The 22,392-nt window shown below is 64.0% G+C and carries 22 protein-coding genes and 1 tRNA gene; 5 read left to right on the top strand and 18 right to left on the bottom strand.

The window, feature by feature from the left end; translation table 11 throughout:
• Positions 1–44: 44 nt before the first annotated feature.
• Together ACYQ0L_RS12020 and ACYQ0L_RS12015 are read right to left on the bottom strand one after the other, a co-directional pair.
• Positions 45–1,109 (bottom strand): Leu/Phe/Val dehydrogenase, encoded by a 1,065-nt coding sequence (locus tag ACYQ0L_RS12020; RefSeq protein ID WP_459789668.1) that lies wholly within the window; start codon positions 1,107–1,109, stop codon positions 45–47.
• Between the two features lie 62 nt (positions 1,110–1,171).
• Positions 1,172–1,248: transfer RNA gene (locus ACYQ0L_RS12015), tRNA-His, on the bottom strand.
• Positions 1,249–1,443: 195 nt separating this feature from the next.
• Here ACYQ0L_RS12015 and ACYQ0L_RS12010 point away from each other — a divergent pair.
• Complete coding sequence (locus ACYQ0L_RS12010) at positions 1,444–2,076, top strand: prolyl hydroxylase family protein (RefSeq protein ID WP_459789457.1); 633 nt, start codon at positions 1,444–1,446, stop codon at positions 2,074–2,076.
• Positions 2,077–2,208: 132 nt separating this feature from the next.
• On the opposite strand, the gene rpmE is transcribed toward ACYQ0L_RS12010, so the two are convergent.
• The 10 genes from rpmE to pyrH all read right to left on the bottom strand — a co-directional run bounded on the left by rpmE (position 2,209) and on the right by pyrH (position 11,830).
• A complete protein-coding gene (gene rpmE / locus ACYQ0L_RS12005) occupies positions 2,209–2,433 on the bottom strand; it encodes a 50S ribosomal protein L31 (RefSeq protein WP_010412358.1) in 225 nt (74 codons plus the stop codon).
• Positions 2,434–2,535: 102 nt separating this feature from the next.
• Positions 2,536–2,973 carry a 3-hydroxyacyl-ACP dehydratase FabZ gene (gene fabZ, locus ACYQ0L_RS12000; protein WP_459789667.1) on the bottom strand — a complete coding sequence of 146 codons (438 nt, stop codon included), beginning with the start codon at positions 2,971–2,973 and terminating at the stop codon, positions 2,536–2,538.
• A gap of 58 nt (positions 2,974–3,031) precedes the next feature.
• Complete coding sequence (locus tag ACYQ0L_RS11995) at positions 3,032–3,730, bottom strand: OmpH family outer membrane protein (protein ID WP_459789456.1); 699 nt, start codon at positions 3,728–3,730, stop codon at positions 3,032–3,034.
• The gene (bamA, locus tag ACYQ0L_RS11990) at positions 3,730–6,501 is read right to left on the bottom strand and encodes an outer membrane protein assembly factor BamA (RefSeq protein ID WP_459789454.1); all 2,772 of its coding nucleotides are present in this window, start codon (positions 6,499–6,501) and stop codon (positions 3,730–3,732) included. The genes ACYQ0L_RS11995 and bamA overlap by 1 nt, the downstream gene beginning before the upstream one ends.
• Before the next feature lie 170 nt (positions 6,502–6,671).
• Positions 6,672–7,790: an RIP metalloprotease RseP gene (gene rseP, locus ACYQ0L_RS11985; RefSeq protein ID WP_459789453.1), complete on the bottom strand. Its 1,119-nt coding sequence runs from the start codon at positions 7,788–7,790 to the stop codon at positions 6,672–6,674.
• Positions 7,787–8,941, bottom strand: a complete 1,155-nt coding sequence (locus ACYQ0L_RS11980; protein ID WP_459789452.1) for a 1-deoxy-D-xylulose-5-phosphate reductoisomerase — start codon at positions 8,939–8,941, stop codon at positions 7,787–7,789. Before ACYQ0L_RS11980 ends, rseP begins: the two co-directional genes overlap by 4 nt.
• 4 nt (positions 8,942–8,945) lie before the next feature.
• The gene (locus ACYQ0L_RS11975; protein WP_459789451.1) at positions 8,946–9,743 is read right to left on the bottom strand and encodes a phosphatidate cytidylyltransferase; all 798 of its coding nucleotides are present in this window, start codon (positions 9,741–9,743) and stop codon (positions 8,946–8,948) included.
• The gene (gene uppS / locus ACYQ0L_RS11970; protein WP_459789450.1) at positions 9,730–10,410 is read right to left on the bottom strand and encodes a polyprenyl diphosphate synthase; all 681 of its coding nucleotides are present in this window, start codon (positions 10,408–10,410) and stop codon (positions 9,730–9,732) included. Before uppS ends, ACYQ0L_RS11975 begins: the two co-directional genes overlap by 14 nt.
• 121 nt (positions 10,411–10,531) lie before the next feature.
• A complete protein-coding gene (frr, locus tag ACYQ0L_RS11965) occupies positions 10,532–11,089 on the bottom strand; it encodes a ribosome recycling factor (protein ID WP_459789449.1) in 558 nt (185 codons plus the stop codon).
• Positions 11,090–11,107: 18 nt separating this feature from the next.
• On the bottom strand, positions 11,108–11,830 hold the full coding sequence (gene pyrH / locus ACYQ0L_RS11960; protein WP_459789448.1) for a UMP kinase: 723 nt from the start codon (positions 11,828–11,830) through the stop codon (positions 11,108–11,110).
• A 128-nt stretch (positions 11,831–11,958) separates the two neighbouring features.
• On the opposite strand from pyrH, the gene ACYQ0L_RS11955 reads away from it, so the two are divergent.
• The gene (locus ACYQ0L_RS11955) at positions 11,959–12,840 is read left to right on the top strand and encodes a metallophosphoesterase (protein ID WP_459789447.1); all 882 of its coding nucleotides are present in this window, start codon (positions 11,959–11,961) and stop codon (positions 12,838–12,840) included.
• A gap of 48 nt (positions 12,841–12,888) precedes the next feature.
• On the opposite strand, the gene ACYQ0L_RS11950 is transcribed toward ACYQ0L_RS11955, so the two are convergent.
• From ACYQ0L_RS11950 to rpsB, 3 genes are all read right to left on the bottom strand, one after another.
• Complete coding sequence (locus tag ACYQ0L_RS11950; protein ID WP_459789446.1) at positions 12,889–13,335, bottom strand: PAS domain-containing protein; 447 nt, start codon at positions 13,333–13,335, stop codon at positions 12,889–12,891.
• A 178-nt stretch (positions 13,336–13,513) separates the two neighbouring features.
• Positions 13,514–14,440 (bottom strand): translation elongation factor Ts, encoded by a 927-nt coding sequence (gene tsf, locus ACYQ0L_RS11945; RefSeq protein WP_459789444.1) that lies wholly within the window; start codon positions 14,438–14,440, stop codon positions 13,514–13,516.
• Positions 14,441–14,534: 94 nt separating this feature from the next.
• Positions 14,535–15,281 (bottom strand): 30S ribosomal protein S2, encoded by a 747-nt coding sequence (gene rpsB, locus ACYQ0L_RS11940; RefSeq protein ID WP_459789443.1) that lies wholly within the window; start codon positions 15,279–15,281, stop codon positions 14,535–14,537.
• A 341-nt stretch (positions 15,282–15,622) separates the two neighbouring features.
• Between rpsB and ACYQ0L_RS11935 the strand changes: the two genes are divergently transcribed.
• The gene (locus ACYQ0L_RS11935; protein WP_459789442.1) at positions 15,623–15,877 is read left to right on the top strand and encodes a hypothetical protein; all 255 of its coding nucleotides are present in this window, start codon (positions 15,623–15,625) and stop codon (positions 15,875–15,877) included.
• A 29-nt stretch (positions 15,878–15,906) separates the two neighbouring features.
• Here ACYQ0L_RS11935 and ACYQ0L_RS11930 read toward each other — a convergent pair whose 3' ends face one another.
• The 3 genes from ACYQ0L_RS11930 to ACYQ0L_RS11920 form a co-directional block, all read right to left on the bottom strand.
• Positions 15,907–16,641 carry a phosphatidylserine decarboxylase gene (locus tag ACYQ0L_RS11930; protein WP_459789441.1) on the bottom strand — a complete coding sequence of 245 codons (735 nt, stop codon included), beginning with the start codon at positions 16,639–16,641 and terminating at the stop codon, positions 15,907–15,909.
• Between the two features lie 45 nt (positions 16,642–16,686).
• A complete protein-coding gene (locus tag ACYQ0L_RS11925; RefSeq protein WP_459789440.1) occupies positions 16,687–17,832 on the bottom strand; it encodes a beta-ketoacyl-ACP synthase III in 1,146 nt (381 codons plus the stop codon).
• A gap of 135 nt (positions 17,833–17,967) precedes the next feature.
• Positions 17,968–19,146 carry an alpha-hydroxy-acid oxidizing protein gene (locus ACYQ0L_RS11920; RefSeq protein ID WP_459789439.1) on the bottom strand — a complete coding sequence of 393 codons (1,179 nt, stop codon included), beginning with the start codon at positions 19,144–19,146 and terminating at the stop codon, positions 17,968–17,970.
• A gap of 197 nt (positions 19,147–19,343) precedes the next feature.
• Here ACYQ0L_RS11920 and ACYQ0L_RS11915 point away from each other — a divergent pair, with 197 nt between their 5' ends.
• Both ACYQ0L_RS11915 and ACYQ0L_RS11910 read left to right on the top strand, forming a co-directional pair.
• A complete protein-coding gene (locus ACYQ0L_RS11915; protein WP_459789438.1) occupies positions 19,344–19,985 on the top strand; it encodes a TetR/AcrR family transcriptional regulator in 642 nt (213 codons plus the stop codon).
• A gap of 104 nt (positions 19,986–20,089) precedes the next feature.
• Positions 20,090–22,381 (top strand): TonB-dependent receptor, encoded by a 2,292-nt coding sequence (locus tag ACYQ0L_RS11910; protein ID WP_459789437.1) that lies wholly within the window; start codon positions 20,090–20,092, stop codon positions 22,379–22,381.
• Positions 22,382–22,392: the final 11 nt, after the last annotated feature.

The following is a 22,392-nucleotide window of genomic DNA, read 5'->3' as shown; positions in this document are numbered from 1 at the left end:
ACGCAAGGATTCATGGGCCTTTGTGCCGCCGGACCATCCGGGCTTCAGCCGCGCCCGATAAGCTCCTGCGCCATCGCATCGGCCACGCGATCGGGCGAGGAACCGCTCGCCTCGCTGTCGTGCCAGATCTTGGTCAGCCGCTCGGGAATCTGCGCGATGCGCTTGCGCACTTCGTTAATATCGCAGGGCGCATCCTCGCGGCGGCACAGGTATTCCATCGTCACGCTGATGATCCCGCCAGCGTTGATGACGTAATCGGGCGCATAGAGAATGCCGCGCTCGGCAAGGGCCGTGCCGTTTTCCGGCCGGGCGAGCTGGTTGTTCGCACCGCCCGCAACGATCTTGCAGTCGAGCCGGGCAATGCCCTCATCGTCGAGGATCGCGCCCAGCGCATTGGGGCTGAAGACATCGCAGCCGACCGACATGATCGTGTCGGCGGCGACCGTGTCGGCCCCCAGTTCCTTCGCCAGAGACTCCGCCTGGTCGGCATGAATATCGGCCAGCGTCAGCTTTGCGCCATCCTTGGCGAGCAGGCGCGCGACACCGCCGCCCACGCTGCCGATGCCCTGCATGGCGACATGCACGCCTTCGACGCTGTCGGTGCCCAGCTTGTGCTGCACGGCGGCCTTGATGCCCAGATAGATACCCAGCGCCGTGAAGGGGCCGGGATTGCCGCCCGCCTCGCCTTCTTCGACCGGCAGGCCGGACACGTATTCGGTGCGCTGGTTCACGGCGACCATATCGCTCACCGTAATGCCGACGTCTTCCGCCGTGACATACTTGCCGCCGAGCCCGTCGACCGCATCACCGAAAGCGGCGAGCATCTCGGGTGTCTTCGTGCGGTCTTCGTCGGCCAGGATCACGGCCTTGCCGCCGCCCATCGGAAGGCCGGCCATCGCGTTCTTGTAGCTCATCCCGCGGCTCAGCCGCAGCGCATCGCGCATCGCATCGCCGGGTTTGGCATAGTGCCAGAAGCGGGTGCCGCCGGCTGCCGGGCCGAGATGGGTCGAATGCATTGCAATAATCGCGGTCAGACCACGCTTTGCGTCGCGGACGAAGTGAACGACCTCGTGGTCGTCGTAATCGGGCTCGGTCCAGAAAGCGGTCATCGCGTTGCGCGTCGTCCCCATGATCGGTGTTGTCATCCTGATCGGGACTGACGGGGGGCAAATGGGGCGATCGAGGGGTCTCGAACCCCCGACCTCCGGTACCACAAACCGGCGCTCTAACCAACTGAGCTACGATCGCCATATGCCCGGCGCATCCCCGCCAGGGGGGAGGCAGTTACGCGCACGAATCGTTCCGTCAAGGGCGGAACGTGTGCGCCTTATTCGCTTGCACGCAGGAAGCCAATTAGGAATTTAAATCGAGCTTAAAAACCTGTTTCACGCATCATTCTTGCGCGGCTTGCGAATCGCCCTCCCCCTGTCGCATGAGACCGGCATGCGCGATCCCGGCGAATCCGATGCGAGAGAGCTTGCGGCCAAGGGCATGCAACGCCTGCCCTACCCCAAGCTGGAGCTGTTCCAGAAACGCGGCTTCCTCGACCCCGAATTCTGCGCCGAGCTGATCACGATGATCGACGCCAAGCGCCGCCCCTCCACTCTCGCCGATCACGACGGGGACATGTATTTCCGCACCAGCGAGACCTGCGATCTGCCGGTCGACGACCCGCGTACGCAGACGCTTGATGCGATGCTGACCGAACTGTCCGGGATCGATCCCGCCTATGGCGAGCCTCCGCAGGGCCAGCGCTATGCCGTGGGGCAGGAGTTCAAGGCCCATTGCGACTACTTCAATCCCGACGGGCAAGACTGGGAGAAGTACTGTTCGGTCGCAGGCCAGCGCACCTGGACCTTCATGATCTACCTCAACGAGCCCGAGGCAGGCGGCGCAACGCGCTTCAAGGTGGTGAAGAAGAGCTTCCAGCCGGAGACCGGCAAGCTGGTGTGCTGGAACAACCGCCGGCCAGACAAGACCACCAACCCCAACACGATGCATCACGGGATGAAGGTGCGCAAAGGCACCAAGTACGTGATTACCAAGTGGTATCGCGAGAAGCCGTGGGGGTGGTGAGGATCACCGCGAATTTGCCAAGAAGCACCGCCCTATCCCCAACCGTCGTCCCGGACTAGCGAACGAAAAAGGGCGGCCCCGTCGGACCGCCCTTCCCTCGCGGCACGAGGCCGCAAAGCGCGTAAAATCGCGTTATTTCTTGAGGCTGAGCCCACCGAAGCGCTTGTTGAACGCGGCCACGCGGCCACCTTCCTGAAGCTGCTGCTTGCCGCCGGTCCATGCCGGGTGGCTGGTCGGGTCGATTTCCAGCGTCAGCGTGTCGCCTTCCTTGCCCCAGGTGGAGCGGGTCTGGAATTCGGTGCCATCCGTCATCTTGACGTTGATGGTGTGGTAGTCGGGGTGACCTTCGGCCTTCATGTCATGTCTCCATAGCCTCGGAACGGTTCCGACCGGTCCAGCTGTCGGGTTGTGAAAGGCGCGCGGATAGTCGCATCGCACGCCTTTGGCAAGTCTTCTCGCCTACTCCGGCGGATCCGCGATCATCGCGGTGAATTCGCACTCGCAGGTCACCTTGCCATCCACGCTCGCCTTGCCGGCGAACTTGTAGACCCGGCTGCGCTTCTGCAGGAACGAGACCTTCAGGTCGAGCAGGCAGCCCGGCGTCACAGGCGCACGGAACTTTGCCCCGTCGATACCCATGAAATAGACGAGCTTGCCCGTGCCGGCGAGCTCCAGCGTCTCTATCCCGAGGATCGCAGCGGCCTGCGCCAGCGCCTCGATCTGTAACACGCCGGGCATGATCGGCGCGCCGGGGAAGTGGCCCTGGAAGAAATCCTCGTTGAAGGTCACCGCCTTCACCGCATGGATTTCCTCGCCGAGGGTCAGGCTCTGCACGCGATCGACGAGCAGCATTGGGTAACGATGCGGCAGGGCCTTGAGGACCTGCCGCACATCCATCTGCCGCGTCTCGCCCCCTTCGGGGCCGGCACCGTTGTTTTCCACGTCCGAGATGGGATTAACGCCCGGTCGGCTGCGCAGCGGGCTGCTGCGCTGCGGGCTGCTGGCCCTGCTGCGCCGCGGCAGCCTGACGCTGCTGCATGGCCGAAAGCATGATCAGCTGCTGGATTTCTTGGTACAGCTGCGCACCGGCCTGCGACGGCTGCCAGTCGGCGGGCGGGGTAACCTGAACCGTCGGCGCAAGCGTGTTGATCGCGGCGGTCACCGAAGCGGTCACATCGGCATTCTCGGGCGCGTAGATCAGCGCATTGGGCGCGAGCATGATCTGGATCGAACGCTCTTGGATCACCTGCTGCACGGCCTGGGCGTATTGCTGGCCAATCTGCGACACGACCCAGATGCGGGCACGCTGGATCGGGGCCTGGATCGCATCGATCTGCTGGTCGAGCGAACCGACCTGCTGTTTGGTCGCTTCGGGTGCGGTCGCCACTTCGGCGTCGGACAGCTGGCCATCGCCGTCGGTGTCGAGACCGCGAACCACGACATCGCGCTGCTGCTGCAGCTGGGTCGCCTGTGTGATCTGGGCCTGGTACTGGGTCCGGATCTGCTCGTAACCGGTCTGCAGCGCCTGTGCCCTGGCGACAGCCAGCGCCCGGTCGGCGGTGGCGATCCCGTTCACCTGCGCACTGACCGGTGCGGACAGGGCAAGGCTTGCGAAGGCGACGGCGCCTGCGGCGGCAAGATTGCGATAATTCATCAGAATTGCGTCCCTACATTGAATGAGATTGTCTTGGTGTCATCGCCCGGTTGCTTGCTGATGACGTGTGCGAGGTCGATCCGGAAGGGACCGAAAGGCGAATTCCAGTTGACCCCGATGCCGACCGAGATGCGCGGCGTGGCCGAATTGCCGAGGAAGACCTCCTGGAACGGCGGGATATTCCTCGCGAGCGCCGTGTTATCAGCCGACGTAAGGCATGACGGCGGGTTGGGATTGACCGGGTTGGTCACCGTGGTGACGTCGCCCGGATCCGAACCCGGCGTACACACGGCAGTGCCGCCTCCCGCCGGGGTCACCAAGGTCGCGACGTTGACCTGCGTGTACAGGGCTTCGCCATCGGCATTGCGGATCGGGATATCGAGCCCGTCGGGGAACGGGCTGTTCTGCAGCGTCGGCGTCTCGACATTGAACAGCGCCCCGACATCGAGGAAGATCGACGGCCGCAGACCCAGCTCACGCGCGCCCGAGCCGAGCGGAATTTCAAGCTCTGCCCGGCCGAGGTAATAGGCGTTGCCGCCGATTGCGTCGTCCTGGATGCGATCGCGGTCGGTAATGATGACAGGGTTGCCGTCTGCGTCCGCCGTGATCGGCTGGCGCAGCACGCGCGGGCCGATGCCGCGAATGTCGAACCCGCGGAATTGCGGCTCGCCGAGGAAGAAGCGGTCCGTCAGCAGCACATCGTCGCGTCCCGGACCGCGATCCTCGAGACCCTTGATATAGCCGCCTTCGGCCGAAACCGAGAAGATGAAGTCGCCCAGCACCGGCCAGTACTTTGCGGCCTGGCCCCGGAACTTCACATACTTCACGTCGCCGCCGAGACCGGCAAAATCGACGCCGAGCGTGCCGCGCTCACCGCGTGTGGGGCGATAATAGCTATTGAGCGAGTTGTAGACGAGGTTGAGGCCGAGGATCGAACTGGTCCGATCGCCCAGCACGTCGCACAGGAAGCGCCCGGCAAGGATCGGTTCGCACTGTCGCACGCCGTCACCGTCGAAATCGGCGAAGAAGGCGTTCTCGTCGACGCTGATCTGGTCGTAGTTGAGGGTGTAGCTACCGATCAGCGATGCATATTCGGTCAGCGGAACACCGACCCGCAAGGAGCCGCCAGTGGTCGTGTTCTCGTAGCGGGTCTGGTTGCGATTGTTCAGGTTGAAGCTGTTGACGTCGCGCCGGTAGAGATCGACCCCCAGCGAAATATTGCGGTCGAACATGTAAGGTTCGGAGAAGCTGAGGTTCACCGAGTTCGAGAAGCGGGAAACCTGGGCCGAAAGGCCGATGGTCTGCCCGCGACCGCGGAAATTGCGCTGCCGAATCGAGCCCGCGAACAGGAAGCTTTCGAGCGAGGAGAACCCGGCCGAAAGCTGCAGTTCGCCTGTCGGCTGTTCCTCGACATTGGCTTCGAGGATGATCCGGTCCGGATCGGCGGTCTCGACCTGCTGGACTTCGAAACCTTCCTGGAAGAAGCCGAGCGAGTTGATGCGCGCGGTGGTCCGGTCGATCGCGAGGCTGTTGAAGGCGTCGCCTTCCGAAGCACGGAATTCGCGACGGATCACCTTGTCCTGCGTCAGCGTGTTGCCGTTGACGTCGACCCGCTCGATGTAGACGCGCGGCGCCTCGTTGATAACGAGGGTGACGTCCATCGTCCGGTCTTCGAGATTGCGACGGAACTGCGGGCGAACGTCGGCGAAGGCATAGCCGAAGCGGCCGGCCAGCTCGCTGAGCGATTCCACCGTGTCCTCGATCCGCTGGGCATTGTACCATTCACCCGGCTCGATCGCGATGTTCTGGGTCAGCACATCCTCGTCGAAATCACGGATTTCGCTGGTGACGTCCACATCGCCGAAGGTGTACCGCTCGCCCTCTTCCACCACATAGGTGATGATGAAGTCGCGCTTGTCCGGGGTCAGCTCGGCAACGGCCGAAACGACGCGGAAATCGACATAGCCTTCGGTCAGGTAGAATTCGCGCAGCTTCTGCTGGTCGAAGGCCAGGCGATCGGGGTCGTAGCTGGTATTGCCGCTGAGGAAACTGAACAGGCCGGTTTCCTTGGTGATCATCTCACCCTTCAGGTTCCCGTCCGAGAACGCTTCGTTGCCGATGACGTTGATCTGGCGGACGCGGGACTTGGGCCCTTCGCTGATCTCGAAAACGAGATCGACGCGGTTCTGGCTCAGCTGGACCGTCTTCGGCTCCACCGTAGCGGCAAAGCGCCCCTGGCGCTTGTACAGTTCGATGATGCGGGCAACGTCCGCACGCACTTTCGACCGGGTGAAGATCTGGCGCGGGGCCAGCTTGATCTCGGGCACGATCTTGTCGGACTTGAGACGATCGTTCCCTTCGAGGATGATCCGGTTGATAACCGGGTTTTCCTCCACCTCGATCAGCACTTCGCCGTTATCGTTGCGGATCGTGTAGCTTTCGAACAATTCGGTCGCAGCCAGATCCTTCAGCGCCTGGTCGGCTGCGGCGGTGGTGTATTCGTCGCCGGGGCGCAGGCGTACATAGCTGAGGATGGTCTGCGGCTCGAGGCGCTCCACCCCGCGCACGGAAATCGTGCGAATGGTGTCGCCCTGCGGCTGAGCGGCGGTTGCGGCAGGCTGAGCGTCAGCCTCCCGGGTGTCATCCTCTTGAGTTTCCTGCGCGAATGCCGCTTGCGGCAGGCCGCCAAGGGTAGTGCAGGCGAGCAGCGCAATCGCGTAGCTGCGAATAGTGCGCGAGCGGCGCGATGCGCCCGTATCGATGGCCGTCATTGGCGAAAGTGTCCCGTCAAAATGTGTCGACCCGGATCGTACCCAGCTATCTTTGCCGCACCGGTCTTCCGGATCCGAGGATCCGGCGCCCTCTGCCCGATACGCGCTCCCCTTTCAAGCTGGTGCGATGTGCTGTGGGTCCACCTCTCATGTCCCTGCCCGGATCCGCGTCAGCCAAACAGCGTCAGCGTCGCCAGGTCGTTGATCGTCACGAATAGCATCAGCGCCAGCACGAGGGCCACGCCGGTACGATACGCCATTTCCATCGCGCGGGGGCCAACCGGTTTCCGGCGGATTGCCTCCGCCGCGTAGAAAGCCAGGTGGCCACCGTCGAGTGCGGGAATTGGCAGCAGGTTAATGAATGCCAAATTAAGTGAGATCAGCGCGACGAAGTTGATGAAGGCGACCCACCCCAAGCTCAGCTGCTCGCCGGAAAACTTGGCGATCTTCACCGGGCCGCCCAGTTCGCGCACCGAACGCTGGCCGACGACGATCTGCTTGATACCCGTGATCATCATCGAAAACGTGTCGATCGACTGTTCCACCCCGCCGACCAGCGCATCGACGGGACCCTGTTTCTGGAAGTCGTATTCGACCCCCGCCGACTCGACACCGAGCAGGCCGATCTTCGAAACGTTGCCGAAGCGGTCCTCCACCTCGTGGCTCATGGTGGTGACGCTGATGTCGAGCATGTCGCCATCGCGATCCACGCCCAGTTCCATGCGCCGTTCGGGGTGCAGCATCACTTCCTGCTGCAGGTCGCGGAAACTCTCGATCGGGTTGCCGTCCAGTGTCACGATCCGGTCGCCGATCTCGATCCCGGCGTCGCGTGCAGGCGATTCCTCGCTGAAGCCCGCAACGGTCAGCTGCTGCTCCGCATCGACCGGCACCGGCCGGCCGAAAATCATGAAAAAGGCGGCAAAAATGCCCAGCGCGATGAGGATATTGGTCGCCGGCCCGGCAAACACGATCAGCGCGCGGCGCCACAGCGACGCGTTCTGGAACGCGCCCGGCGGCGCAGGCGCATCGGGATCGGGGATGCTCGCGGGGTTCATGTCCCCCCGGAACTGGACGTAACCGCCCAGCGGCAGGGCGGAAATCCGCCAGCGCGTTCCGTGCCGGTCGTTGAAACCGGCGAGTTCCTTGCCGAAGCCGACCGAGAAAGCATCGGCCTGCACCCCAAGGGCGCGCCCGACCAGCAGGTGCCCCAGTTCGTGAAGGGTCACCAGCGGCCCCAGCACCAGCAGGAAGCCGATGACCCACATCCATACAGGGGGCTGTTCGATCATGCGTTCTCCAGAATGGCCTGCGCCTGCCGCCGCGCAGCCGCGTCTATTGCCAGCACGTCATCCAGTGCAGCAGGCCGTGGCGGCCTGGCCGACTGTTCCAGTACGTCCTCCACCAGTGCCGCAATCCGGGTGAACGGAATGTGACCGGCGAGGAATGCCGCGACCGCAATCTCGTTGGCGGCATTCAGAACCGCGGGAGCCGCCCCGCCCTCCTCGCAGGCTTCACGCGCGAGGCGGGTGGCCGGAAAGCGCTGTTCGTCGGGCGCGAAGAACGTGAGTTCGCCGATCCCCGCCAGATCGAGCGGCTTGCACGCCGCCTCCATCCGCTTGGGCCACGCGAGGCACGATGCGATGGGGACCATCATGTCCGACGGGCCGAGCTGGGCCAGCGTCGAATGGTCGCGATATTCGACCATGGAGTGGATCACGCTTTGCGGGTGAACAATGATCCGGATCTTCTCGAGCCCGACCGGAAAGAGGTGGTGCGCCTCGATCAGTTCCAGCCCCTTGTTCATCATGGTGGCCGAATCGACGCTGATCTTCGCGCCCATGTCCCAGTTGGGATGTGCGACCGCCTGATCGGGCGTGACGCGCTGCAGCTCTTGCGCGGAATGCAGCCGCAGCGGCCCACCGCTGGCCGTGAGCGTGATCATCCGCACTTCGGCGAGATCATTGCCCGCCAGGCACTGGAAGATCGCATTGTGCTCCGAATCGACCGGCAGCAGCGTCGCGCCGTGCTCTTCGACCGCCTGCATCATCACTGGCCCGGCAGAGACCAGCGCTTCCTTGTTCGCAAGCGCGATGGTGCCGCCCTGCTCGATCGCCGCCATGACCGGCGCAAGGCCGGCGCAACCCACGATCGCCGCCATGGTGATATCGACCGGGCGGCTCGCCGCCTCGATCAGCGCCGCGCGTCCGCCCGCCGCCTCGATCCCGCTGCCGCTCAACGCCTCGCGCAGTTCGGGCAGGCAGGCTTCGTCGCTGACCACCGCGATCTTCGCATCGAATTCGCGCGCGAGCTGCGCGAGCTTGGTCGCGCTGCAATGCGCGGTCAGCGCCTCGACGCGCCACGCGTCGCGATGCTGCCGCAGCAGCTTGAGCGTCGAGTCACCGACCGAGCCGGTGCTGCCGAGGATGGAAATCGAGCGCATCGGCCTAGATCGCCAGCGAAACCATGATGCCGACCACGATGGAAACCGGAATCAGGCCGTCGAAGCGGTCCAGAAAACCGCCGTGCCCGGGGATGAGACGGCTGGAATCCTTTACCCCTGCCCGCCGTTTCAGCCAGCTTTCGAACAGGTCGCCGAGCAGCGCGATAAGCGCGAGAACCGGCCCGGCCACCGCCGCCACCAGCAGCGCCTGCGTATCGAGCACGCCCATGATGCGCGACGACAGGTAGATGAGCGGCGTCAGCGCCAGGAAACCGCCGAACATCCCGCCGATCAGGCCCGCCCATGTCTTGTTGGGGCTGACCCGCGGCATGATCCGCGGCCCGCCGATCAGCGTACCGAAGATATAGGCGAAGGTGTCCGCCAGGATCACCACCGCGATCGAGATGTAGAACGACTGGATGTCGAAATCGATCAGGATCAGCGCCGCAAGGCCGATATAGGCCCCGCCGGCAAGGATGCCCGCGAGCCGATAGGGAATATTGCCGGTCGCCTTGATGATGAGGAAGATCAGCTCGAGAAAGCAGATCGCCGAGACCACCGCGACCAGTATGTCGAGCCCGCGGTCGCCCAGCCAATAATAGGCGCCGAGCGCGATGGCGATCATTACCGCCGAAGACGCGGCCCTGATGCCCAGCGTCTTGCGCCGCGAATGTTCCTTGATCTCGCGCAGTTCCGCATCGGTCGCGAGCACTTCGGGATGCGCATCCGCATCCTTGTTCAAGCGATCGGTCCCGGTATCGTCCGGCGTGTCGTTCGCGGTCGCCTTGTCATCGGCCGCCATAGCGCCTCTCCCTCTTCGCGAAGTCGTCCAGCGCTTGCGCCAGATGCTGCGGGGTGAAGTCCGGCCACAGCGTCTCGACGAAGATCATCTCCGCGTAAGCCATTTGCCATAACAGAAAATTCGACAGACGCACCTCGCCACTTGTCCGGATGAGGAGATCGAGCGGGGGCAGGTCGGCGGTGAACAAATGACGCTCGATCGCCTCAGGCGTGATCGCGCCTTCCTTCGCCGCAGCCTTCGCGGCTGCCGCGATTTCCTGCTGCGAACCGTAGTTGAGCGCGACCGCCACCGTGCGCGTCCCGCCGGAGGTACGCTCCAGCGCGTCGTCCAGCATGTCGACGATATCGGGATCGAGCGCGCGCCAGTCGCCCACGATCTTCAGCTTCACGCCGTTCGCGACGAATTCGTCGAGGTCGGTCCGGATGAAGCTGCGCATCAGGTTCATGAGGTCGGACACCTCGTCTTCCGGCCGCTTCCAGTTTTCGCTGCTGAAAGCGTAGAGCGTGAGGCATTCGACCGGACCGTCCTTGAGGCTGCGAACCAGCGTCCGCACCGCCTCCACCCCGCGCTTGTGGCCGAGGGCGCGCGGAAGCCCCCGGCGCTTGGCCCAGCGCCCGTTGCCGTCCATGATAATGGCGACGTGCCTGGCTCGGATTTCGTCCGTCATCGTCAAAGCCCGTTCGTGGTGAACCTGTCGAACCGCGAACGGCAAGCACGCGTTCGCCCTTCGAAGCTGCCGACGGCGCGGAGCGCCACCCGCCCGGGGCGAACGGTGGCGGACCCGCCGATCACTGGGTCATGATTTCCTTCTTCTTCGCTTCGACGGCCTTGTCCACCTCCTCGACATACTTGTCGGTCAGCTTCTGGACCTCGTCCTCGGCGCGCTTGCGATCGTCTTCGGAAATCTCTTTCTTCTTCTCGTCTTCCTTGAGCGCTTCCATCCCGTCGCGGCGGACGTTGCGGATGGCGATCTTCGAATTCTCGCCGTACTTGTCCGCCAGCTTGGCAAGATCCTTGCGGCGTTCTTCGGTCAGGTCCGGCATCGGAATGCGCAGGGTCTGCCCGTCCTGCATCGGATTGAGGCCGAGATTGGCGTGGGCAATGCCCTTCTCCACCGCGCTCACGTTGCTCTTGTCCCACACCTGCACGCTCAGCATGCGCGGCTCGGGGGCCGAGACGGTCGCCACCTGGTTCAGCGGCATCATCGATCCGTACACCTCGACCACCACGGGATCGAGCAGGCTGGTGTTCGCGCGGCCGGTGCGCAGGCCGGCCAGATCGCCCTTCAGGCTTTCCACTGCGCCCTGCATGCGGCGTTCGATATCGCTCTTGTCGTACTTGGCCATGTGTTCGGCTTCCTCGGTCTATTGTTCTGCCTGGACGATCGTCTGCGCACCCTGTCCGGCGAGAACACGGGCGAGATTGCCCTTCTCGCGGATCGAGAACACGACGATCGGAATCTTGTTGTCGCGGCACAGGGCCACGGCGCTGGCGTCCATCACTTTCAGGTTGTCCGCCAGCACCTTGTCGTAAGTGACTGTATCGAAACGCTTGGCATCCGGGTTCTTCTTGGGGTCCGAATCGTAGACCCCGTCGACGCTGGTGCCCTTGAACAGCGCATCACAACCCATTTCGGCAGCGCGCAGCGCGGCACCGCTATCGGTCGTGAAATAGGGTGCGCCCACACCGGCGGCAAAGATGACGATGCGGCCCTTTTCCAGATGCCGCTCCGCCCGGCGCCGGATCACAGGCTCGCACACCTGGTCCATCTGCACCGCCGACTGCACCCGGGTCGGCACGCCCAGCTGTTCGAGCGCGCTCTGCATCGCCAGCGCGTTCATCACCGTGGCCAGCATGCCCATGTAATCGGCCTGCGCACGATCCATGCCCTGCGCCGCGCCGGCCATCCCGCGGAAGATGTTGCCGCCGCCGATGACGAGGCAGATTTCCCAGCCTTCCTCCTTGGCCTGTTTCACTTCCTGCGCCAGCTCGCTGACGAACGCGGGATCGATCCCGAACTCCTGTTCGCCCATCAGCACCTCGCCCGAAAGTTTCAGGAGGATGCGCTTTGCGTTGCTGATCGGCATGGGGGGTGCTCGGCCTTGAAGTGCTGGAAACCAAAAGGCCCTAACGCGAGCGCGCGCGGGTGGCAACGGCGTGCGCGGCATTTGATCGGGCGCTTGCCGGATCGTCGAAGCCCCGCCATTCCATCGCGATGAGCGATTTCGCCCCGCACCGCCCCCGCCGACGGACCGTCCTCCTTACCCTCCTGGCGGTCGCGACGGTGATCGGCGCGCTGGTTGCGTGGAAAACGTCGCGCGACACATTGTCCGATCCTGAAGTCAAGCGAACCGCCGTCTCCCTGCCCGATTGGCCCGCAGGAAGCGATCCGGTCACGCTCGCGCTGATCTCAGACATCCACGTCGCGGGGCCCGACATGCCGCCCGACCGCCTCGAACGGATCGTGGCGCAGGTCAACGCGCTGCATCCCGACGCGATCGTGATCGCGGGCGACCTCGTGAGCGAGAAAGGACTGGCCACGCGTGTCTACCCGCCGGGGGAGATCATCGCGCCGCTGGGCAGTCTTTCCGCGCCGCTCGGCGTGTTTCTGGTGCCGGGCAATCACGATCACTGGTTCGGCTGGCCCGGGCTCAAGGCACAATTGGAGCGCATCCGGATCACGACCCTTGAAAACGAGGCCGCGCAGGCGGGACCGCTGGTCATCGGCGGGCTGGACGACGACCATACCGATCACGACGATATTCCGAAAACCCTCGCCGCGGTCGCGAAGCTCGACGGTGCGCCGGTGTTCCTCAGCCACAGTCCCGATCCCCTGCCCGACCTGCCGCAAGGATCGGTGATCCTTGCCGGACATACGCATTGCGGACAGGTGCAGCTGCCGCTGATCGGGATGGTCTTCACCCAGTCGCGCTATGGCAAGCGCTTCGCCTGCGGTCGCACCGACGATCCGCACGGCACCGCCATCGTCGGCGCCGGCCTCGGGACCAGCGGATTGCCGCTCCGCTTCGGCACGAGGCCTCAGGTGTGGCTGATCGAGTTTCGCGCGGCAGACCGAAGGTCGGCGAGGTCCGAGTAGCGCTGGCGCGTTCCGGCGACGGCTGGGCCGAGCCAATACTGCCGAACGTCAGGCGTCCTGCGGGAAGGCGATCTGGCGGGAATTTACCTGGACCGAAACGACCGATCCTCCAGTGGCGAGAATCGGCTTGAAACTGACCGACCAGAAACGCTCGTTACCCCGGGCGGTAGGACAGCTGGCCGTGAACTCGAGCGCATCGCCCTGAAGTGCGGCGAAGAACCTGGTCTTCACGAAAGCCTGCGACTCTTCGGGCCACAGTTCCCACCAAGGCTTGCCCAGAACCATCTCCGGACTGTCGATCTCCATCGCGCCGAGACCGCCGCAATTGATGAACTCTATGTTCCCGTCCACGCTCAGCAGCTTGATGCAGTCCTCGCTCTGTTCGAGCAGGCTGGCCGCGAGATCGGAAAAGGACAGGCCGACGGCTTCCGGATCGGGAAGGTAGCCGGCTTCTGGAGAGGGAGAGATATTGTACGTGTAGGCGGCAGTGGACATGACAGTTCGACCTTTCGATCCCGACTGCGCCCACCGCAACGCGCCTCCGGATACCTCTTCGCATAGTGCTGAAAGGTTTAACAAAAGGTTGCCGCCCTTTCGGCGAGGGTCCGGCATACGAAAACGGCCGCCGGGCAGGAACCCGGCGGCCGCGAATTGGGCGCATTGTGATCGGGTTTTAGCCCTTCACGGCTGCCGCGACTTCCGCCGCGAAATCGCTTTCTTCCTTCTCGATTCCTTCACCGAGCTGGAAGCGGACATAGTCCTTGAGGACGATCGGCTTGCCAGCGTCCTTGCCGGCCTGCGCCACGACCTGTTCGATCGGGGTCTTGTTGTCGTGCACGAGGATCTGGCTCATCAGCGCGTTTTCCTTGGCGAACTTCGCCACCGCGCCCTGAACCATCTTTTCCTGCACGTTTTCGGGCTTGCCACTTTCGGCAGCCTTTTCGGCGGCGACCTTGCGCTCGCGCTCGATCAGCTCGGGGTCGAGATCATCGGCAGTCAGCGCCTGCGGGAAGGCGGCGGCGATGTGCTGCGCCAGGCGGGTGCCGAGTTCTTCGAGCACGGCCTTGTCGGCTTCGCTTTCGAGCGCGACGAGGACACCGATCTTGCCGAGGTTCGGCGACACGGCATTGTGCACGTACGGCACGACCAGACCCTGATCGACCGAGACGGTCTTCATCCGGCGAACCTGCTGGTTCTCGCCGATGGTCGCGACATTATCGGTCAGCTTGTCGCCGATCGTGCCGCCATCGGGATGGGCCATGCCCTTCAGCGCTTCGACATCGTCGGCGTCGGCGCTCAGCGCGACCTGCGTGGTCTTGCGCACGAAATCCTGGAACTGGTCGTTCTTGGCGACGAAGTCGGTTTCCGAGTTCACCTCGACCGCCACGCCGTTGGTGCCTTCCACGGCAACGCCGACGAGGCCTTCGGCGGCGGTGCGGCTGGACTTCTTCTGCGCGGTGGCGAGGCCCTTGGCGCGCAGCGCATCGACCGCGGCTTCGATATCGCCGTTCGCGCCTTCGAGCGCCTTCTTGGCGTCCATCATGCCCGCGCCGGTCTTCTCGCGGAGTTTCTTCACATCAGCGGCGGTAAAAGCGGCCATCGATCTGTTCCTTGAATGTCTTGAATATGGTGAGCGGCCCCGGAAGCGAACCAATTCGCTACCGGGGCGCTAGTCAGCGATTGTGAAGCGGCGGTTACGCGCTGGCTTCGGCCGTGGCTTCGGCCGGCGGATTTTCCATCTCGCCAACGCCCGAATCCTGCGAACCGTCCCTGCGGGCCGCTTCGCCGAAGGCTTCGCAATAGAGGCGCACGGCGCGGGCCGCGTCGTCGTTGCCCGGAACGGGGAAGGCGATGCCGGTCGGGTCGGTGTTCGAATCGAGCACCGCGACCACGGGGATGCCAAGCACGTTGGCTTCCTTGATGGCGAGGTCTTCCTTGTTGGCGTCGATCACGATCATCACGTCGGGAATGCCGCCCATGTCGCGGATACCGCCGAGCGAAAGCTCGAGCTTGTCGCGTTCGCGGGTGAGGTTGAGCACTTCCTTCTTGGTCAGGCCGCCGGTGTCGCCCGACAGCTGTTCTTCGAGCGTCTTGAGGCGCTTGATCGAACCCGAAATGGTCTTCCAGTTGGTCAGCATGCCGCCCAGCCAGCGGTGGTTGACGAAATGCTGCCCGCTCATGCGGGCGGCTTCTGCCACCGGCTCCTGCGCCTGGCGCTTGGTGCCGACGAACAGGACCTTGCCCTTGCCCTGCGCGGTCGCGGCGACGAAATCGAGCGCACGCGCCATCAGCGGCACGGTCTGCGACAGGTCGATGATGTGGACACCATTGCGCGCGCCGAAGATGTACGGCTTCATGCGCGGGTTCCAGCGGTGGGTCTGGTGGCCGAAGTGTGCGCCGGCCTCGATCAGTTGCTGCATCGTGACGGTAGGAGCCGCCATAGGTAAATTCCTTTCCGGTTGGACCTCTGGAAGGCGGTAACCCGCGGCGGTAGAGCCCGCCTTGAGCACCGGTTTATGATGCCTTCCATGTGGAGTTTTCCGCGAATCCTTGCCGCGGAAGGCGCGCACTTAGCGATCGGTGGAGAAAAAATCCAGCACGATTTCGTCGCTACGAAATGCGCAATCGCATTGATCCGCCTTGACAGGTGAGAACAAATAGAGAACATTGCGACTCATCGGCGGAACAGCGTGATCGCCGGACAAGTATCAACATGTTTTCCACAGCCGGTCCAGCGCTTTTGCTCCGGGATGTTCTGGAAGACGGAAGGCGGAGAAAGACCATGATCGCATTTGCCATTGGCTCCCTGCTGTGTGTGACCGTCCTCGTGGCGCTCGTATCGTCTGCCGACAGCCTGCTGCGCGGCTGGCATTCCTACCGCGCGTTGGCTGCGGACCTGAAGGCGATCAGGGCGACGCATCGCACGGCCCCCGCCGCTCGCCCTGCCGGACGAGTGCGCATGTCGCGCACGCCGGCCGTTCGCGGCGCTACGCCGCGGCGCAATGCCACGGCCGCCGCCCTGCCCGCCGCCGCCTGAGCAGGACGGCAGAACCTCTCGCGAAGAAATTACTGCTGGAGGCCGTCCAACTCGACCGCCTCGCCGAGCCGTCCGATCACGGTCTCGCCTGCGATCACACGCTGGCCCATCAGCACCTGGGGCGCGGTGCCCGCAGGAAGATACAGATCGACCCGGCTGCCGAAGCGGATCAGGCCGACCCGCTGCCCGGCAGCCACGATATCTCCCGGTTTCACGAAGGGGACGATCCGCCGCGCGACGAGGCCGGCGATTTGCGTCATCCCCACGACCAGCCCGTCGGTGCGGGTGATCACGATGTGCTGCCGCTCGTTTTCCTCGCTCGACTTGTCCAGCTCCGCATTGACGAACTTGCCCGGCACATAGGCCATGTCGCCAATAGTGCCCGCGCACGGGCTGCGGTTGATGTGAACGTCGAAGATGCTGAGGTAGATCGAAACGCGGGTGACCGCGCCCGGCACCATGCCGCCCTCGCCCTGCAGTTCGCGCGGCGGCTCCATCTGCGTGATCTGGGTGACCGTACCGTCGGCAGGGGCCAGCAGCAGATTGTCGCCCCGCGGCACCACGCGTTCGGGATCGCGGAAGAAGGCGAGGATGCACAGCGACAGGAAGCCAAGCGGCCAGGCGATCGTCTCCCAAGCCAGAAAGGCTGCGATCAGCGCCAGCCCGAAACAGATCAGCGCAAACTTGCGCCCCTCCGGGTGGACCGAAGGGAGCCCGGGCCGCGCATTGCCCTGCCCGCGATTATCCATGATCTCACCGGCCAAGACGCGTCGCTCCCGCGTGGCGCGTGACAGAATTCGCGATTCCCATCACGCCACCTTGCGCACGAAGACCGCGCCCGCCGAATAGCCCGCGCCGAAACTGCAGATCAGGCCCGTATCGCCAGCCTCCAGATCCTCGCTATGCAGGTGGAACGCGATGATCGAACCCGCGCTCGACGTGTTGCCATAGGTATCGAGCACGGTCGGGCTCTCGTCCGCGCTCGCCTCGTGGCCGAGGACGCGCTGCGCGATGAGGCGGTTCATCCCCGCATTGGCCTGATGCAGCCACATGCGGCGCAACGCGGCCGCATCGAGCGAGAGGCGCTGCGCCTCGCTCACGATCATCTCGGCGACCATCGGCACCACTTCTTTGAAGACCTTGCGGCCTTCCTGGACGAAGAGCTTGTCGTCGGTCCCCATGCTTTCAGGGTCGGAGCGGTTGAGGAAGCCGAAATTATTGCGGATGTTGTTGGAGAACACGGTCTTGAGCCGCGTTCCCAGGATGTCCCAATGGCTTGCCGGCGCGATATCCGCGCTCTCTACTAGAACGGCCGTCGCCACATCGCCGAAGATGAAGTGGCTGTCGCGGTCGCGCCAGTTGAGGTGGCCGCTGGTAATCTCCGGGCTGACCACCAGCACGCTCTTCGCGTTGCCGCTGCGGATATAGTCCGCGGCCGTCTGGATGCCGAAGGTGGCGGAAGAACACGCGACATTCATGTCGAAGGCAAAGCCGTCGATCCCCAGCGCCTGCTGGATCTCGATCGCCATCGCCGGATAGGGCCGCTGCATGTTCGATGCGGCGCACAGCACGGCATCGACGTCCTTCGGATCGCGCCCCGCACGGCCCAGCGCATCGCGCGCCGCCGCCAAGCCGATCTCGGCCATCAGCGAAAGCTCGTCGTTCTCGCGCGGTTCGTGCCGGGGCTCCATGATCGCCGGATCGATCAGCGGCGCCTTGTTCATCACGTGGCGCGCCTTGATCCCGCTCGCCTTCTCGATGAACTCGACCGAGCTGCGCGTCAGCGGCTCCACCTCGCCCGCCGCGATGCCATCCGCATGGGCGGCGTTGTGGCGATCGACGAAGGCGTTGAAGCTTTCGACCAGCTCTTCGTTGCTGATGCTGTCCTCGGGCGTGAAGAGCCCGGTGGCGGAGATGACGGGCCGTGCGGCCCCGGTATCGGTATGCGCGTTCATGGGAGTCCGTGAAGTAGCGGCGTGTGCGAAATGCGGCAAGCCGCATCCCGGTCGCCAATGGATATCGGGCGCCCGCAGGTCCGGGACGCGAGAGCACGGCGAGCAAGAAAATGCGCCGGCTGCGTCGCCCTGGGCCTAGGGAATCGCCAGCGGCGGGATGCGGTAGGCCCCCGCTGCCCGCACCGCATCGAGATCGGGATAGCCGTTCACGGCCATCAGCAGGTCGGCCTCTGCAAGGATCGAGCGCAGAACATGCGCCGCGCCCGCCGCACCGCCGATGGCCAGGCCATAGGTATAGGGCCGGCCGATCCCGACCGCCGATGCCCCCAGCGCGATCGCCTTGATCACATCGCTGCCGGAGCGGATTCCGCTGTCGAACAGCACGGGCGTGCGCCCCGCCCCCTCGACCACCGCGGGGAGCATGTCGATCGCGGCAATGCCGCCATTGGCCTGCCGGCCGCCGTGGTTGGAGCAATAGATGGCATCGACCCCGTGATCGCTCGCCTTGCGCGCATCGTCGCCATGGCAGATGCCCTTGAGGACGATCGGCATGTCGGTCATCTCGCGAAAGCGCGCGATATCGTCCCACGTCAGAACCTTGCCGAAGGTCGCCGCCCACTTGGCCACGGCGGCGGGGACATCCTCTTCCGGCGGTCGCTCGAGCAGGCCCCTGAAAACGGGATCGCTGAAGTAGTTTTCCAGCACCTTTCCGCGAAGCTGGGGGAAATTGGCGGTGTTGAGATCCCGCGGGCGCCATCCGGTCAGCCAGGTATCCAGCGTGATCACCAGCGCGCGGTAGCCTGCCTCCTGCGCCCGCGTGATGAAGCTCTGCGTCAGTTCCTCGTTCTTGGGCGTGTACAGCTGGAAGAACCCCGGAGTGTCTCCGGCAGCGCGCGCTACCTCTTCCAGCGGGGTGTTGGAAAGGGTGGACGCACAGAAGGGAACGCCCGTTTCGGCCGATGCACGCGCGGCCGCCACGTCCCCCTTGCGGTCCTGCGTCGCCTCCCCGTTCACCCCGATCGGCGACATGAAGATCGGCGACGGCAGGCGCATCCCGAACAGCTCGACCGAAAGATCGCGCTCGGCGCAATCGACCAGCATGCGCGGGACCATGCCCCAGTTGTGAAACGTCTGCGCATTGCGATCCTGCGTGTGCTCGTCGCCGCAGCCGCCTTGGATGTAGTTGCGCATGGACGGCGACAGCGCCTGTTCGGCGCGCGATTCGAGCGTGGCGAAATCGACCGGGTAATCGGGCTGAACTCCACTGAGGCCGGCATTGTAAATCGCATTCTGCATATCGCCGTAGTGCGGCATCTCGTCTCTCCCCACGCTCGCTCAGGAGCTTTTTTCGAGGATCTCAGCCTAGACAAGCGAAGCCGCTTTACCAAGGGTCTGAAAAAACTACTGGCCAGTACCCCGGTTCTTTGGCATCTTGCCTGCAAGGTGGAGAGACATCCACCAAACGGAGAGATGGAATTGCTTGAGCGCCCCAGATCGGCGATGGTGCCGTCATGTCAGCTATAGCTATGAAGGCGCTCGACGCGTCGATCAAACCGAACGACTCCCTGAAAGACGAGTTCGTAGCGTTCAAGACCAACCGCATCATCGAGGCTGCGAGCCACCTGTTCTACCAGCGCGGCTACAGCAGTTGCACGCTCGACAATGTGGCCGACCGGCTCGGTGTAACCAAGCCGTTCCTCTATTCCTATTTCAAGAACAAGGAAGCCATCCTCGCCGCGATCTGCAGCGTCGGGATCAGCGAAGCGCTGAACGTGCTGGAAGCCACCCTGGCCAACGATCACAAGACCCATCGGGATCTGCTCGCCGAAGTGGTGCGCCAGGTGGGCAGGATCGTGATCGACCGGCAGGAATATGTCGTCGTCTACCAGCGCGAGATGAAGCATCTGAACAAGGTCGACCACCAGCGCATCCTGCGCCTGAGGGCCTCGTTCGACCATCAGATCGCCGAGTTGATAGACGAAGGCGTAGAGGCCGGCGAATTCCGCGAGGATACCGATTCCTTCGTGGCCGTCTGGATCGGCGGGCTGATCAGCTGGATCCCCACCTGGTACTCGCCGGACGGGCAACGTTCCCCGGAAGAGGTAATCGATCAGCTGGTGACCGCGGCGCTCCGGCTGGCCGGCGCAGAATAAGCCCAACTCCGAAACCCAAAGGAAAGCACACGCCGAATTTTAACTGAAAATACTGGCCAGTAGAAAATTATAAGGTCGGTATAATGGGAGAGAGAACCATGAGAATGAGCATCAAATGCGCGCTGATGTCGGCCACTGCGGTGGTCTCGCTCACCGGCGCTACCCAGGCTGCGGCACAGGATGCCGACACGCCTGAAGATACCCGAGCCGTCCCCGACGCGCAGGCCCCCAACACGATCGTCGTGACAGCCACCAAATCGGGCCAGTCGCTCGAGGATACGGCGGCCGCAATCTCCGTCCTGACCGCCGACGAGATTGGCCCCGGCGGTATCGAGAATGCGGGCGACCTTGCCGTGGCCGTTCCCAACGTCTCAGTGGGCGACCAGTTCGGCGTCAATCGCACCTTTATCCGCGGCATCGGCCTGACGAGCATCGATCTGGGTGCGGACGGCGCGGTCGCCTTCCTTCAGAACGGTGCCATCATCAGCCGTCCCGCCGCCCAGCTGAGCGGCTTTTACGACATCGAGCAGATCGAGGTGCTGCGTGGCCCGCAGGGGACGACCTACGGGCGCGGAGCGACCGGCGGGGTCATCAACCTCGTCACGGCGCGCCCCACCTCCACGTTCGAAGGCTATGCGCGCGCCTCCTACGGCAACTACGATGCGGTCACGCTGGAAGGCGCGGTCGGCGGGCCGATCTTGGGCGACACGCTCGCCTTCCGGGTGGCCGGCAAGTACGAGAACCGGGACGGTTACGGAGAAAACCTGTTCACCGGCAACCCGATCGACGACCGGAACGCCTACTCCATTCGCGGATCGTTGCAGGCGAACCTGAGCCCGGACTTCGAAGTGCTGGTCGTCGCCGACCATTTCGAAGAGGACGACTACAACTACGCCTTCCACTATTTCGGCCCCACGGTCGTGCCCGAGGACCAGATCGCCTCGTCCCTGCTCGGCGGGCAGACGATCAACGATTACTACGCGGCGCGGGGCGAGCCGACCGATGTCCGCAACATCTATTCGGACGAAGACGCGATCAATGATCGCAAGGGCACCAGCATCCAGGGCATCGCGACGCTGGACAAGGGCGACTTCACGCTGACCTCGACCACGGCGTATCGCAAGTTCAAGCGCTTCAACCGAGACGACCTCGACGTCAGCGACGTCAACGCTTTCGGCCGGAACGACTATACCGAGGACAGCGAATCCTTCAGCCAGGAGCTGACGGTTACTGCCGACCTCGGCCGCCTGTCGCTGCTGGGCGGCGCGATGTATTTCCAGGAAGAGCTGTTCGGCGAAGTGCGCGTGCCGACGACCAACCTGGCGCAATATTTCAACATCGCGCTCGGGACCGACCTTCCGCCCGATGCCTTCGACAACGGCAACTATCTCCAGCGCGGCACGGTCGATACCACCGCAGTCGGCGTCTATCTGGAAGGCTCGCTGGAGATCGTGCCGAACCTCACCTTCACCGCAGGTGCCCGATACAACTGGGAAGAACGCTCCGGCGTAGGGCGCTTCACCTTCGAGGCGCAGGGCATCGACATTCCGACCGACAAGACCGGCGACTGGGACGCGATCACGCCCAAGTTCGTCCTCGAATACGAGACCCCCGGCGGCACGCTGCTCTACGGCAAGGTTACCAAGGGCTTCAAATCGGGCGTGGTGAATATCGGTTCGGTCAACGCTGTGATCGATCCCGAGGATGTGTGGAGCTACGAAGTCGGCGTGCGCGGTGAAACGATCGACCGCACCTTCGGCTACAGCGTGTCCGGCTTCTACTACGATTATTCCAACCTGCAGGTCGGCTTCGTCAACGCCAACTCCATCGTCGAGACGATCAATGCGGCCTCGGCGCGCAACTACGGGATCGAGGTAGAGACGACGATCAGGCCCGCACCGAACACCACGTTCCGCATCTTCGGCACCTACCTGAATGCCGAGTACACCGATTTCTGCAACGGGTACTACGGAGCGGGCGATCCGGCGCGGCGGCAGTTCCCAACCTGCCCAACCGATCCGGCCCTGTCCGACCTGTCCGGCAACAAGCTCGCGAACGCGCCGACCGTCACCGTCGCCGCCTTCGCCGATCACACGATCGAGCTGGGCGACGGGGGATCGATCGATCTGTCGGCAGATGTGAACTTCCAGGACGAGATCTTCTTCACCGAGTTCAACAACCAGGATGCCCGGCAGGAAGCCTTCGCGATCGCGAATGCCAGCGTCACCTATCGCACGGCAGGCGGCCGGTGGTCGGCCTCTGCGTGGGCGAAGAACATCTTCGACAAGGAGGTGCTGGCCAACACGATCATCGCCTCACCGCTCTACAGCTTCGTGTCGGTCGGCTCGCTGCGTCCGCCGCGCACCTACGGGATCACGCTCGGCTATGATTTCTAGGCCGCGGGGCG

The sequence above is a fragment of the Alteriqipengyuania triglochinis genome (assembly GCF_054655655.1).
Note: the sequence above shows the minus strand (reverse complement) of the source record. Positions and strands in the feature narration are given on the sequence as shown.